Genomic DNA, 13,477 nt, shown 5'->3' on the forward strand with positions numbered 1-13,477 from the left:
TCAACTCAACCGTGCCGCGTCCACCCTCCCGCGCAGCGGGTTCGTGCATCCACCAGAAAACCGTTGAATCCAGTCGGAGCACTGGGTGCGTTTGGGCGAAATAAACTCAAGGTCAATATCGATTCGAGGCCGGATCAAAGAACGAGTCGGTTGCCGGTCATGTGGCGGAACGCCCGTTCGCGGCAGGTCAGCATGATGACCTGCATGTGCTGCGCTGCTTCGGTCAGGATCTCGGTCATCAGATCCAACCGGGTATCGTCGGCATATACAAGCGGATCGTCGAGGATCAGCGACACTGGTCGCCCCTCTTCCCTCAGCAGGTCAGCGATCGCAAGCCGGGTGAGAACTGCAAGCTGCTCCTGCGTGCCACGTGACAGACTGACGCAATCCTCTGGCGATCCGCTGCGGCTGATAGCCGCGAGCCCAAGATCGTCGGCAAAGACGAGGTCGGCGCCGGGCAGCAGACGCTCGATGTGTCGCTTGGCGCGCGCCGTGACCGGGCCAACGTAGGTCCGAGAGGTTTCGGTACGAACCTCTTCCAACGTGTCGCGCAGCAGCTTGAGCGTCTGGGCCTCCTCGATAGTTCGGGCTAGGGCTTGCTCGGCGGCAATGGCCTCTTCGGTGGCTACGGCAGCGCGTTCGGCAAGCCCCTTCCCTCCCTCACTTTCAATCGTGCCCTCCAGCTTGGCGATATCGGTCTCCAGCCTTCGGCGCGCCTCACTGGCACCAGCCTGACGCGCGTCGATATTGGCGATCCCACGCTCGATTGAACGCACATCGTGGGCGACGGCATTGCGCTCGGCTTCGTTCAGGACCGTCGCCGCTTCCGCTGCCTTCTCCCTGGCCCCGCTGAGATTCCGTTGACGCTTCGCGAACCCCTCTCCTTCCTCGATTTGGCCAAGCTGGCTCGCGGCGTTCTGAAGATCGCTGGCCGCCCCCGCTTCGCTGGCTGCTAGCGGTCGATTCTGTTCCTCGATGAGGCTCAGCGCCATCGCCGCACTTTCCTGCGCACCTTCGGCACGGGCTAGCGCGGTTTCGGTAGCGTCGACGGCATACCCGAAAGCACGAGCCGACGGTATTTCTTCATCGCTACTGTCCCCCTCGACTACTGGTGGCAAGCCAGCCACGAGCAGCTTGAGCGCGGGCACGCCGGCGATAAGTCCAAGTTCGGGATCAGCGGGTGCGCTCGCGTCCAACTGAGCGGAAAGCGTCTTCACCTCGCCGGCCGCATCTCGAGCCGCGTCGTTGCGCTGGCGGGCCACAGCGATGCTCTCCACGCCGAACTCAGCGAGCGTATCATCGTGGCGAGCGATTGCTTCCGCCAGCCGCAGTTCAGCGCTTCCGGCAGACGCTGGTGGGCGGATGATGAGTTCGGCCCCGTTGCCCAAGCCGATGCGCGTCTCGCGCGTCAGGACACGGCGCTCGCCACTGATTGGGCTTCCGTCGATTGAGACGTCGGGTGCCGAGCCGACGACCTCGATGGTGGTCGCGCCGGCCGAGACCTCCGCCCGCGCTTCGGCGATGCTCCGCTCGCCTTTCTCCAGCCGGCTGATCGCTTCTGGTGCGATCATGGTCGCCGCCGTCGCTTTGGCGACGGAAAGGCGCTGCTCCAACTCGATGACGGCTTCGTGCCGGATGCGGGCGGACCTTACCGCCTGGTGACGTCGCAAGGTGGCCGCGTGTTGTTCAGCCTCCACGAGCGCCGCCTTGGCTTGCTGCCGGTTGGCCCGCGCTTTGACAAGCGTCGCGCGAGCGGTATCGGCCTTGTGCCTTGCCGCCGTCAGTTCCTCGTTACGCTCCGCCCTGCTCGCCTTCGCCGCCCCCAGAGCGACCTGCGCTTTGTCGCGAGCCAGCATAGCGGCGGCATGGCGGACCACCGCCTCATCCAGCGTCTGCACCCGGATGCTGGCGACCTCATGTTCGGCCTTGCGCCGTGCCAGCATCTGGGCGGCTGCACGCGCAATCTCGAGCGAGCGGACGAGATCGGCGCGCCTGTCCGCATCGGTGGTATCGGCCATCTCGCGATGGAGCACCTTGAGACGTCCGCGAGCAGCATCCAGCGCCGCGAAACTCTTCTCCAGCACCTCGACCTTGCTGGTGGCTTCGCGTGCACTCAGCTGCGCCTGCTCGAGCCGCTCCCTCGCGGCCTTCTGCTCGCCACCGGGCGACCCTTTCGCGGTCCAGTAAACGACAAATTGCTGGTCGACCCGTTCGCGAACACGCTCGTAGGCGGCACCGCCGAGGATCGTGCCGACCTCGGCCTCCAAGGTCGCCTGGATCGTGTCGCGAACGATCCGGCCCGGCGCCGTCACGGCAAGCGCTTCGGCCTGCCCAACCCAGAGCAACCCGAGCGCGCCATAGGCGGTGACGTCCCCGTTACGGCTGGTGTCCCGCTCAAAGCCGAGCAGCGCCTGAAGCTGCTCCTCGGCGGAATCACCTTGGGTCCTGCCACCCGGCCCCCTCACCTCGATCGACGGTGATTTGAGGAAGCGTTTGGCGACCGTCCACGGCGCCCCCGCAGCGTCAAAGGTGACCTCGATTTCGGGCGCGACATTCTCGCCGAACGGCTGGTACGAGCGCGTCAGCTGGGTGGCTGAGCGATGCGGCACGAAGAAGGCCGCCCGGATCGCCTCGAGCAGCGTCGACTTGCCGGTCTCATTGGGCTCGATGACGATGTTGAGGCCATCGGTCAGCCCGTCGATTGTGATCGGCGAGCGGAACTTGCGGAAATTGTTGGCGGTGATGCGCCGCAGCTTGAGGCTCACGCCGCCGCGCCCCTCATATGTTCGACGAACAGGCGTTCGAGCGCGCGCTTGGCCAGCGCGGCATCCCCCTCCCCCGCCCTGACCTTGGCGTACAGCTTGGCCGCCGCAGCTCCCAGCATCCCTTCGCCTGACAGCGACGCGAGATCCTCGTCGCTTGGCCGGGCAACCAAGTCATCGGCGCGCAGGTCGAGATGCCGGAGCCGGTGCCGCAGATCGTGCTCAATCCGGCCGAGGATGGCGACCCGGTCTGTCATGCTGGTGATGCCGATCAGCGCGAGCTGGAGCAGCGTTGCGGCGGGATCAACCTCGCCCATCAATCGATTCAACTCCGCGTCGAAGCTGGCCGCATCATTGACCCGCCATTCACGGATCAGCCACTGGTAGCGGCCGGTCCGGATTGGGGTCACACTAGGCTCCTCCCCAGCCTCGAAATTGATCAGCAAAGCATGCCCCGGAACATCACGCTGGAATTGATCGGTCTCGGGCGTTCCTGCATACCAGGTACGGCTGCCGACCTCGAGTACGCCGTGCCAGTCGCCTAGCGCCAGGTAGTCGAGTTTGGAGCGCCCGGCTCGATCAGGAGGGATCTGGTTGTTGGCCTCTCCCCGCGATCCAAAATCCCGGATCGAGCCGTGAGCAATGCCAATGCGGAGCCGGGCTCCCGGCGTCTCCACCGTGTCGAAGATCGCGGTCGGATCCTCAAGGTTATGACGGTGCGTCAGGGGCGCCGGCAACAGCCAGGCGCCGTCCTCCAGCTCCTGCGGATCGGGTTCGGTCAGGACCGTGACATTGGCCGTCTGGCGCGCCCTCACCCGGTCCCACAGGCCACCGTTGCGCGCGTAATCATGGTTGCCCGGCAGCAGCCACCAGCGGCACGGATAGCGTCCCATCCGTGACAGCGCCTGGACGATGGTGCGGTCTTCCGGACCTTCGGTGTCGAACACGTCACCGGCGACTAGCACATGGCCTATATCATGGGCGCGAGCGGCTTGGCCGATCGCGTCGATCGCATCGAAACGGGCCTCGGCGAGCGCGGCCCGGAGATCAGGTTCGAACCGGCCGAACGCCTTGCCGAGCTGCCAGTCGGCACTGTGCAGAACGCGCACTGTCTACTCCCTTGCGGACGCCTGAGCCGCTCAAAATTCAACGGAACGTCTAGCGAACGGTCACAGTGCACGGAAGGCTTTTGAGAGGGCCCATGAGGGCTCGGCAGTTTGCCCTCTCTTGATGGCTATTTGCTCCCCAATTCAGATCAAACACGGAACACGCCATGCAAGCGGCAATGACGCGTCGAGTAAAAAGTCGCGCCTTCGCGCGTCTAAGCCTCGCAGAATCACCGGAAAGGTGTCATAGGCTCAGAAGCGTCGGGGTCGAACAAATATGGGGTAAATGGCCCATATCTGCGGCACACCGAACGCAAGCGGAGCTTGCCTTTCCCGTGACTTTACAGCCACTTGGGGGAGACTAGACCTGCGATCCCAGTGGGATCGCCATACGATCCCATTGGGATCGTCATAAAAAGTCCTCAATAGCAGACACTTAGTCAGATCACGATGGGATCGGGATTTCCTGCAAGCGCCCGTTTTCACTTGATGATGTCGCCTCGATGAGCTAATAAGCAACTGCTTTTCGAGCGTCCACCAGCCTCCCTGCTAGGAGGTTTGAGTGAAGCGATCCACTGTTCAAAGATCGATCCGATTGGATCCCCGGCAGTTCGAGCTGCTGGTTCAAACGGCTGCTCGGCAACGCCGGTCTCTGGCCGACGTCTTGCGAACGGCCGTCGAGCAATATCTCAGCGGCACCAGTCGAGCAGCCGACTCCGACCTGCGGCACCATCGCATCAGCGAGTTTTCGCAGGTCGCGCTCGACACGATCATTCGCGAACAACACCCCGAAATGATCGAGGCGATCGTCTCCGAGACGAACCGTCGGATGGAGCGCTACCATGGCGCGCGATGATCCGAAAAAGCCCCGGCCGGACCGGAAGAAGGACAAGCGTAAGGACATCCGCGATGACGGCCGCCCGCTTCCGCTGAAGCATCAGTCGGCCCGCGGCGAGCTGCCCCGAAACTCGGGCAATTTCACCCGCGGCAGCCAGCTCCTCAACACCCAGGTGCTGATGTGGCTGCAGGGCGCCAAGATGCCCGTGCTGCTGTGGCTGCTCCTGTTCGCCATCGCCTACTTTGCGATCGTCTCGCTCAGCCTCACCGAGATGCACTTCCAACTGATCTGCATGCGGGCGCTGTCGACCGTCTGGACATGGGTCGGCGCCGACCCGCTGCACCACGTCAATCTCAAAATGCCGGGCGGCTACACCCGCAGCACCGCGATCGGTTACGTGCCCTATGTGCCGGCGGTCGCAGCCGCCTGGTTCAAGGGCATTCACGACCTCCTGTCGTCCATGCTGCTGGCGACGGTCCTGACCGTCCCCGTGTCGGTCTGGTACGTCGACTTCTCCGCACGCCGGGGCAAGGCGATGGTGCAGGAGCGGCACGAGCGCGGCGCCACTCTCACCGACCGCGACACGCTGTTCCGCGAGATCGCCGAGCACAACAGGGAAGAGTTCGTAGCGGAGGCCAGAACCCTGTTCCCGGATAAGACCGCGGATGAGGTCCTGAAGCTCCCGTTCGGGGCGCGCAAGGCTGGCGGGATCCACCATCCTTACAGCCTTGCCGGCATCCCCTACCCGCACCGTCTGGAGCAGTCCCACACGATGCTGCTCGGCACCACGGGCGCCGGCAAAACCACCGCGCTCTCGGCCTGCATCGCGCAGATGCGGCAGCGCCAGGACAGCGCCGTCGTGTTCGACATGACCGGTGCCTATGTCGAGGCGTTCTACGATGCCGGACGGGACACGATCCTGAACCCGATGGATGCCCGCTGCCCGGCCTGGAGCATCTTCAACGACTGCCGAACCTATAGTGAGCTGACCGCCGCCGCATCAGCCCTGATCCCCTCCGATGGTGGCTCGGCCGAACCCTTCTGGGCGCTCGCCGCCCGCACCCTGTTCGTCGAGATGTGCGTCAAGCTGATCGAGCAGAAGGAGACCACCAACCAGGCACTCGCCGACCACCTGATGACCGCCGACCTCAAGCAGGTTCACAAGTACCTCAAGGACACCATCGCCGATCCGCTGACCGCGCCCGAAGCGGCCCGCATGGCGGAGTCGATCCGCGCCGTGTTCAACACCAACGCGCAGGCGCTGCGCTTCCTGCCCGATACCGGCACGCGCTACTCAATCAAGGACTGGATGACCGGCGAGAAGAAGCCCGGCTCGATCCTGTTCATCACCTCCACCTACACGGATCTCGAGCTCAACCGGGCGCTGCTCACGCTCTGGTCCAACCTCGCCATCCACTCGCTCATGACGATGCCGCGCACGCGCGATCTGCGGACCTGGTTCATGTTCGACGAGCTGGGTGCTCTCCACCGCCTGCCGGCAATCGAGAACGGCCTCCAGACCGCCCGAAACTTCGGCGGTGCGATGGTGCTCGGGCTCCACTCGTTCGACAAGCTGATCCAGGTCTATGGCGAGGAGAACGCGCGCAACCTGTCGTCGCTCGCGCGCACGAAGCTGATCCTTGCCGCCGCCAATCACGACACCGCCGAAGTCTGCTCCCAGTTCATCGGCAACCGCGAGATCCGGCAGATGGATGAGGGGTACAGCTACGGCTACAACAACACCCGCGACGCCTCCACGCTGACCCCCCGCAAGCAGGTCGAGCCGCTGGTCATCGCCGACGACATCACCAACCTGCCCAAGCTCCACGGCTTCGTGAAGTTTCCGGAGGGCTTTCCGGCCGCGCCGATCCGCCTGGAGTGGCAGCGCTATCCCAAGGTCGCCGAGGGCTTCGTGCGCCGGCCACCGGTCGAGCCAAAGGCCGATAGCGCGCCTGTTCGCGGAGGTGGTGGTTCAGCGAAGAAGGGAGAAGGCGAGGATGCCGGGCGGGGTCAGTCGCTCTTCACCGAGATGGAGCTGCAGCCAGCCGCGGACACGAACCGAATGCTCGCAGCCAACATCCTGTCAGCGCCCAGCGAGGGGCAGTCCAGAGACGCTGAAGGGATGCCGCTCGAAGCGACGGTTCGTACCGATCCCCTGCCCCACCATCACGCGCCACTAGGTCTGCCGTCCCCCTCCCGATCGAACGATGACGAACGCGACGACCGCTCGCGAGGAATGGATAGCCAGCCGGCTCGCCCTGGCCGCACCATCGACCTGTCGCGGTCGGACTACACGGCGCCTGAACGATCGGAGGACCTCGCGATCCGCGAGGCGCGCGACGATTTCAGCGCGGGCGATGACGGCATGGGCATGTAGTCGATGCTGTCCGTCGCGTCCGTTCGATCCGCCTCCGGCGCCGCCAAATATTTTACTAAGGACGACTTCGTCAGCGGAGAATATTACACCGACGAGAAGGCCGGCGATGTGAGCCTGTGGGGCGGTGCCGGTGCAGCCTCAGCGGGGCTGACCGGCGCGGTCACGAAGGAGGCGCTTCGGCACGTGCTGGAAGGCAAGCTGCCCGAAGGCATGTCGGTCGACGATCGCGTCAACCGCCGCGCCGGCGTCGACCTCACCTTTTCCGCACCGAAGTCGGTTTCGATCATGGCCTACATCGCCGGCGACAAGCGCATCCTCGGACCCGATGGTGCGCACACCGCGGCGGTCCAGAAGACCATGGCCTGGGTGGAGAAGAACCTCGCCCAGGCGCGTAAGACGGTCGACGGGAAGACCAGCGCCGTCAACACCGGCAACCTGGTCTACGCTCTCTTCCAGCACGACACGTCGCGCGCGCTCGATCCCCAGGCGCACATCCACGCCATCATCGCCAACATGACCAAGGGATCCGACGGAGAGTGGCAGGCGCTCCACGCCGATCGGATCTGGTCGAGCAACAGCGTTATCGGCGCGATCTACCATGCCTATCTCCGCGCCGAGCTGGGGGAGCTCGGCTACCAAACCGAGCTGACCGGTAAGCACGGCACGTTCGAGATCGTCGGGGTGCCGAAGGAGGTGATCGACGCCAACAGCCAGCGCCGCGCCGACATCCTGGCGGCAGCCGAGCGGCTCGGCATCAAGAGCGCGCAGGGCCTGCGCGAGGTCACCTCTCGCACCCGCGATCCCAAGCTGAACATCGAGGACCGCGACAACCTGGTCCAGCAATGGATCGATAAGGCCGCCGCCCTAGGCTTCGATGGCAAGGAGCTGCTCGAAGCGGCCCTGGTGGCGTCCCGGCCACGGGAAGACATGAGCCCGCTGGAACGCGGCGCGCACGCGATCGGTGAGGCCGTGCGCGCCGCGCGCGACACCCTCTCCAGCCTGCTGCGCTCGCCGGATCCGCTTGTCGACAAGGGCATCGTCCGGCTCGCGCAGTCGGTCGGAGCCGCCAACGCGCAGTTCGCCGTGGCATCGGCCGTCCGCGTCCATGGCCAGCGCGAGGCGGCCTTCGAGATCGACCAGGTTGCGAAGACCGCCTTGGACTTCGGCCTGAAGGGCGTGACGATCGATCAAGTCACCACCCGCATCGGGCGGCTGGTGGAGCAGCGAAAGCTGCTGCCGGGGCAGATCAGGGTCAACGGGGCGCTGGTCGACGCGATCACCACGCCGGACGCGCTCGCGACCGAGCAGCGCATCATCGCCCACTTTGAGAGCGAAAAGGGTAAGGCTACCCCTATGGTGGCCGCAGCCGACGCCCCGGCGCGCCTGCAGGCGGTCTCGCCCAAAGAACTGAACGCCGGGCAACTCGCCGCAGCGGCCCTGATCGTGTCGAGCCCCGACCGCAGCGTAGTCATCCAGGGCGTCGCTGGTGCCGGCAAGACCACGATGCTGCAGGCGGTTGCGCCGCTCGCGGCCGACGAGGGCAAGCGGATCCTCGGGCTCTCGCCGGCCAACAAGATGGTCAACGCGCTCCGGGAGGAGATCGGGCTGGAGGCGCAGACCATTGCCTCTTTCATCTGGGAAAACGAGCGGCACGTCGCCAACCCCCGGACGCCGGAGGCGCAGGCCAAGCGGGCGGAGCTCAGCAACACCACGATCGTGATCGACGAGGCGTCGATGGTGTCGAACGACGATATGATGAAGGTGCTGACGATCGCGGCCGCGCTCGGCGCCGAGAAGACCGCCTGGATCGGCGACAAGCAGCAGCTGCTCCCGGTCGACTGGGGCAAGGGTCTGGCCATGGTCCAGGCGGCCGGCGCCACCACGGCTCGCATGGACCAGAACATCCGTCAGCGGACCGACCAGCTCCGCACCGTCGCCGCGCTTGCGAACCTTGGGCAGGCGGCGCAAGCGCTGCGGGTGCTGGGCGACGATGTCGTCGAGCGCGAGGATCCGGTGCAGGAGGCCGCTGGCCGCTGGCTGGCGCTGCCGACCGAGGAGCGATCGTCGACCGCGATTTTCGCGTCGGGCCGCACCACCCGCGCCGAGATCAACAGCATCGTGCAGGATGGCCTTTCGGCCGAGGGCGTCCTGATCGGCGAGGCGCTGACCGTCACCGTGCATGAGAGCACGCACATCACGCGCGAGGCGATGCGCTATGCCGCTACCTATGGAACGGCGCTGACCGAAATGACGCGGGATGGCGGTGACGGCAAGCTGTGGCTGCGGGTTACTGGCCAGGTCCAGGAGGTCGGCCTTAAGCGCGGCCTCTACGAGGTCAGCGGCGTTCTGAAGAATGGCAAGGTCGAGCTGCAGGGACCAAGCGGGCGAGTCCGCTTCGACCCGCGCCGTATAGATCCACTGGCGAAGCGCGACCGCCTGGAGCTCAGCACCACCAAGGACATCGAGATCAGCGCTGGCGATACGATCCGCTGGACCGAGAACGACAAGCCTCGCGGGATCCATAACTCTGCGCAGGCGACCGTTACCGGCATCGAGGATGGCGCGGTGTCGATCCGGCTCGCGTCGGGCAACACGCTGACGCTGGGCGCGTCCGACCCGATGCTTGCCCGCCTCGACCTCGCCTACGCCCTCAACATGCACCAGGCGCAGGGCGTCACCGCCGATCGCGCGATCGAGGTGTTGCTCAGCTACGAGCGCAACCTGTCGAACCAGCGCCTGTTCAACGTCGGCGTCACCCGCGTGCGCGACGGCATCCAGGTCATCACCGACAACATTAGGAAGCTGTCGGGGCAACTGGAGCGAAACGCCGGCGACAAGACGTCCTCGCTCGAAAGCCTCGAACAGCTCGATGTTGACAGCCCGGCGGCTCGAACCGGGGCGGCCGATGATGCCCTCTCGGCCGCGGTGGCGATGGCGGACGAAGCCGAGAGCAACCGCATCATCCTGCCGGACCCGAATCTCTCGGCCGACGCCGAGCTGCCACAGATGGGACCGTCTGAAACGGACTGGTCAAAGCACGAGATCAGGCCCGAGCAGGGTAACGACCACGACAGCAAGCGGTGGGACGAATGGCGCGACGATCCTCAGGAGATCGCCGCTCGCGTCAGCGGTGACGACCTGACGATTGGCTCGGTCGACAAGCACGACCTGAGCATCCGGGTGTCGCTGCCTACCCAGGCGCGTGACCGCCAGACACCGGGCCTGCCCGAGAAGAACCTCAACCTGGATTTGTGAGCCGACCGATGACCCAGCTCCTCACGACCGGCCATCCGAACAGCTGGTTCGGCTACATCGTCGTCCACCTGGCCGCGTGCGCGTTTGCGACGATTGTGGTGGTGATGACCCTCGCCATCATGCTGCAGGGTGCCGGGTTGCGGTTCGGACCGCCGCGCCTCGTCGCCAAACGCTTCCTGACCGGGCGCGAGCAGGTCATGCGGGTGGCGCTGGAGCGTGCCCTGCCTCACTGCCGCATCCATGCCCAGGTCGCGATGGGCGCGCTGCTGAAGGCACCTGACAGCCCTCTGCGCCGACGGCGCCTGTCCGACCGAAATGCCTTTTCGCAGAAGATTGTCGACTTCGTGGCGCAGAACCGCGCGTCCGGCGTGATCCTCGCGCTGATCGAGGTGGACGACTGGAGCCACGTCCTTGCGCGCGATCTCGCTCGCGATGCCATGACGGGGCACGCCGGCTACCGCACCATCCGCATTCCTGCACAGGCTCGGCCTACCTTCGGGGACGTCCACGCCGCAGTCGCATCGCTGCTCCCCTCCCCTGCCCCGGCCGGTCGGGGCTTGGCGCAATGAACTTCTGCCGCCCTGCGCCTGCACCTTCCGAGCTGCCAGCGCCGATGACGGAGGCCGAGGTGCTGCTGGAGCATGCCAACATCATGCGAAAGCTGGCGTCGGACATGGCCAGCCAGCACCTCACCCTCATGTTGGTGGGTGACGGTTCGCCCACCAACAACCTCGTGCGGGACACGGTCGGCGCCAACCGGCGCTCGATGGAGGAAGCCGCGGACCATCTACAGCGGCTCGCTGGCGAAGCGCGCCTCCGGCCACCCGGGCTGACGCTATGGCAGTTCGTCCTCCGGCTGGGGCTGAGCTTCGCCGGCGGCTTTACGCTCGCGCCGTTCATGCTCATGGCTGTGTTCTGGGCGGTCGACGAGGTCATGCCACCGCGTCGGGGCGTACCGTCAATTGTCGATCGACAGCGTGCCTCCGCGCCTCTGGCGCCGCAGGCCGAGTGGATGTCGGCATCCGATAACAGAGGAGAAAGAGACCATAGGGCTCGCTGACTGAGACTACATGAATCGGGCGTCTCTACGAACCGGGAGTGTCCGCAGGATAGACGGTTCGATTGTGGATGGCTTGCGATGGGACGTAAGCCGCGACGAGGTCGTCAGCTCACCGCCGAAGGTGCTGAACCGTCGGAGCGCCCGACGGGCCGCTTGGCTCGCCCTTGCGCTTGGACTCTTCACGTTGGCGTGGGCGGTCGGGTGCGCGATCGTCGGTGCCGGGAGGGCGGGCCAAGGACCGGTATTTGAGCCCCCCTCCCCTCCACATCCCGCCGCTGGAGCGCCGCCCCATGTCTCTCAATAGCGTTCACAGCACCGAGACGCTGTCCGATCTCGCTGACACGCTGCGCAGGCGGGCCGGCGAGCTCATGCGGACCCACCCGAGTGCGGCGACGCATCTCGTGCTTGCCGCCGCGTCGATCGCGCCGACCTGCCCCGAGGGGGAGATGGTCGCGGATTACTATGCCGAGCTGACCGCGCCGCTCACCCAGCAGCTTGCCGGGATCCATCACCGCCGGACCGCCGTGGCCAGCTGGCCTTTGAGGAGGCGCCGCGATGGGGCTCGATGATCGCGACTGCATGCGCGAGCGCCATCGCATGCGTAAGTGATTAACTGGGTGCAGCGCCTCTTCCTGCACTGAACCATCAATCACGGTAATCTGGTGGGGATCTCTCCGCTGGCACCTTCCAGGACGGGGTTCGCACAAGCCTCGGGATGCAACCCTGGGCACCTGACCGCTACAACGAAGCCGCCTGCTAGCTATGAGCGAGCAGGTTGCTAGCAACCAGATAGCATCCACGCAGCCATCAACCGGCCATTATCCCGCAACCACGTGGCCACCATCACGCGGTTTGCCCGCAATCTGCCATCAGCTCGCTCGCGTGCAGGTTGCAACGACGCCGCTTGCTAGTCGCTACTTAGTTGCGGTAAGGCTGCGCGATGCAAGCGGGTGGCAAGCACGCTGAATGCTAGGTGCAATGTGGGAGCTAGTTGGTAGCAATATGCCAGTAATAAGCTTCGTGTCGCCGAAAGGAGGTGTCGGCAAGACGACAGCGACGCTTCTCCTCGCCGGCGAGCTTGCAGAGGCGAATGCCACGATCCGCATCATTGACGCCGACCCAAACCTTCCCCTGGTCGCTTGGGCCGCGCTCGAAGGTAAGCCTGACGCCATCTCCGTCGTCGGTTGTCGTGATGAGAATGCGATTATTGATGAAATTGAGAAGGGCACCACTCAGGCCCGCTTCACGCTGGTGGACCTAGAAGGCGCGGCTACCGCCACGGTGACCTTCGCGATAGCGCAGAGCGACCTAGTGCTGATACCGTGCAAGGGTTCGCACCTCGACGCGACGCAAGCGGCTCGAGCAATCAAGCTTGTCAAGCAGACGGCGAGAGGCACGAAAACCGAGATCGACTTCGCTATTCTGTTCAGTCAGATCCCGCCCGCGCTCCGCTCCAATAATCAACGGGATATTGCGGACCAGTTCACCGATGCGGAGATCCCGGTCATCCCGGTCATGATTTACAATCGAGAGGCGTACCGGGCGATGTTCGCCACTGGTGGAACCCTCCGTACGATCAGCGCCCGCGGGGTTGGCAACATGAAGTCGGCAATCGAAAATGCGGAGTTGTACGCTGAAGCAGTTATCGAACGTCTCCGTACAGCACGGGCGAGAAGGGAGGCGGCATGACCAGGGCGCGTATAGACCTTACCGATTTTGACGAGACCCCGCCGAAGAAAGACGAGGCGAAGCTTCGGGAAATTAGCGACGACGCCGGCTTCCCATCACGGCCGGCAGTCCCAGCGGCACCGCCCAGCGCAGCGCGGGCACCGTCAGGAACCTTCCAGCGTCCTGCGCGGCAGACAGGAAACCGGCACATTCCGATCAACGTCAGGGTCGATCCGGAAACCGCGGAGAGGCTCTACGCACTCCGAGACCTGCACCAGAATCGCAAACGCGCCTTAGCCGACGTGATCGAGGAGGCGACCCAACTGCTTTATGATCAGCAGATTGGGGGCAAGCAGGCCTAGCATTACAGTTGCGTTCTTGATCGGACATGCGCGTGTTGTGCGGCGGCCT

The 13,477-nt window shown here is 65.0% G+C and carries 10 protein-coding genes; 8 read left to right on the forward strand and 2 right to left on the reverse strand.

Going from position 1 to position 13,477, the window contains the following annotated elements; all coding sequences use genetic code 11:
* Positions 1-134 precede the first annotated feature (134 nt).
* Positions 135-2,765 (reverse strand): AAA family ATPase, encoded by a 2,631-nt coding sequence (locus tag ACFE65_RS16140; protein WP_375383387.1) that lies wholly within the window; start codon positions 2,763-2,765, stop codon positions 135-137.
* On the reverse strand, positions 2,762-3,871 hold the full coding sequence (locus tag ACFE65_RS16145; protein WP_375383388.1) for an exonuclease SbcCD subunit D: 1,110 nt from the start codon (positions 3,869-3,871) through the stop codon (positions 2,762-2,764). The genes ACFE65_RS16140 and ACFE65_RS16145 overlap by 4 nt, the downstream gene beginning before the upstream one ends.
* 559 nt (positions 3,872-4,430) lie before the next feature.
* Between ACFE65_RS16145 and ACFE65_RS16150 the strand changes: the two genes are divergently transcribed.
* The 8 genes from ACFE65_RS16150 (at position 4,431) to ACFE65_RS16185 (ending at position 13,428) form a co-directional block, all read left to right on the forward strand.
* Positions 4,431-4,724: a hypothetical protein gene (locus ACFE65_RS16150; RefSeq protein WP_375383389.1), complete on the forward strand. Its 294-nt coding sequence runs from the start codon at positions 4,431-4,433 to the stop codon at positions 4,722-4,724.
* Positions 4,711-7,083: a type IV secretion system DNA-binding domain-containing protein gene (locus ACFE65_RS16155; protein ID WP_375383390.1), complete on the forward strand. Its 2,373-nt coding sequence runs from the start codon at positions 4,711-4,713 to the stop codon at positions 7,081-7,083. Before ACFE65_RS16150 ends, ACFE65_RS16155 begins: the two co-directional genes overlap by 14 nt.
* Before the next feature lie 3 nt (positions 7,084-7,086).
* Positions 7,087-10,338, forward strand: coding sequence for a MobF family relaxase (gene mobF, locus ACFE65_RS16160; RefSeq protein WP_375383391.1), 3,252 nt, complete (start codon positions 7,087-7,089; stop codon positions 10,336-10,338).
* A gap of 8 nt (positions 10,339-10,346) precedes the next feature.
* The gene (locus tag ACFE65_RS16165; RefSeq protein WP_375383392.1) at positions 10,347-10,907 is read left to right on the forward strand and encodes a DUF2726 domain-containing protein; all 561 of its coding nucleotides are present in this window, start codon (positions 10,347-10,349) and stop codon (positions 10,905-10,907) included.
* 44 nt (positions 10,908-10,951) lie between these two features.
* Positions 10,952-11,398, forward strand: coding sequence for a hypothetical protein (locus tag ACFE65_RS16170; protein ID WP_375383393.1), 447 nt, complete (start codon positions 10,952-10,954; stop codon positions 11,396-11,398).
* A 290-nt stretch (positions 11,399-11,688) separates the two neighbouring features.
* Positions 11,689-11,967, forward strand: coding sequence for a hypothetical protein (locus tag ACFE65_RS16175; RefSeq protein WP_375383394.1), 279 nt, complete (start codon positions 11,689-11,691; stop codon positions 11,965-11,967).
* Between the two features lie 409 nt (positions 11,968-12,376).
* Positions 12,377-13,087, forward strand: coding sequence for an AAA family ATPase (locus ACFE65_RS16180; RefSeq protein ID WP_375383395.1), 711 nt, complete (start codon positions 12,377-12,379; stop codon positions 13,085-13,087).
* Positions 13,084-13,428 carry a hypothetical protein gene (locus tag ACFE65_RS16185; RefSeq protein ID WP_375383396.1) on the forward strand — a complete coding sequence of 115 codons (345 nt, stop codon included), beginning with the start codon at positions 13,084-13,086 and terminating at the stop codon, positions 13,426-13,428. The genes ACFE65_RS16180 and ACFE65_RS16185 overlap by 4 nt, the downstream gene beginning before the upstream one ends.
* Positions 13,429-13,477: the final 49 nt, after the last annotated feature.

This window comes from uncultured Sphingomonas sp. (genome assembly GCF_964237335.1).
In the GTDB taxonomy this organism is placed as follows: Bacteria; Pseudomonadota; Alphaproteobacteria; order Sphingomonadales; family Sphingomonadaceae; genus Sphingomonas.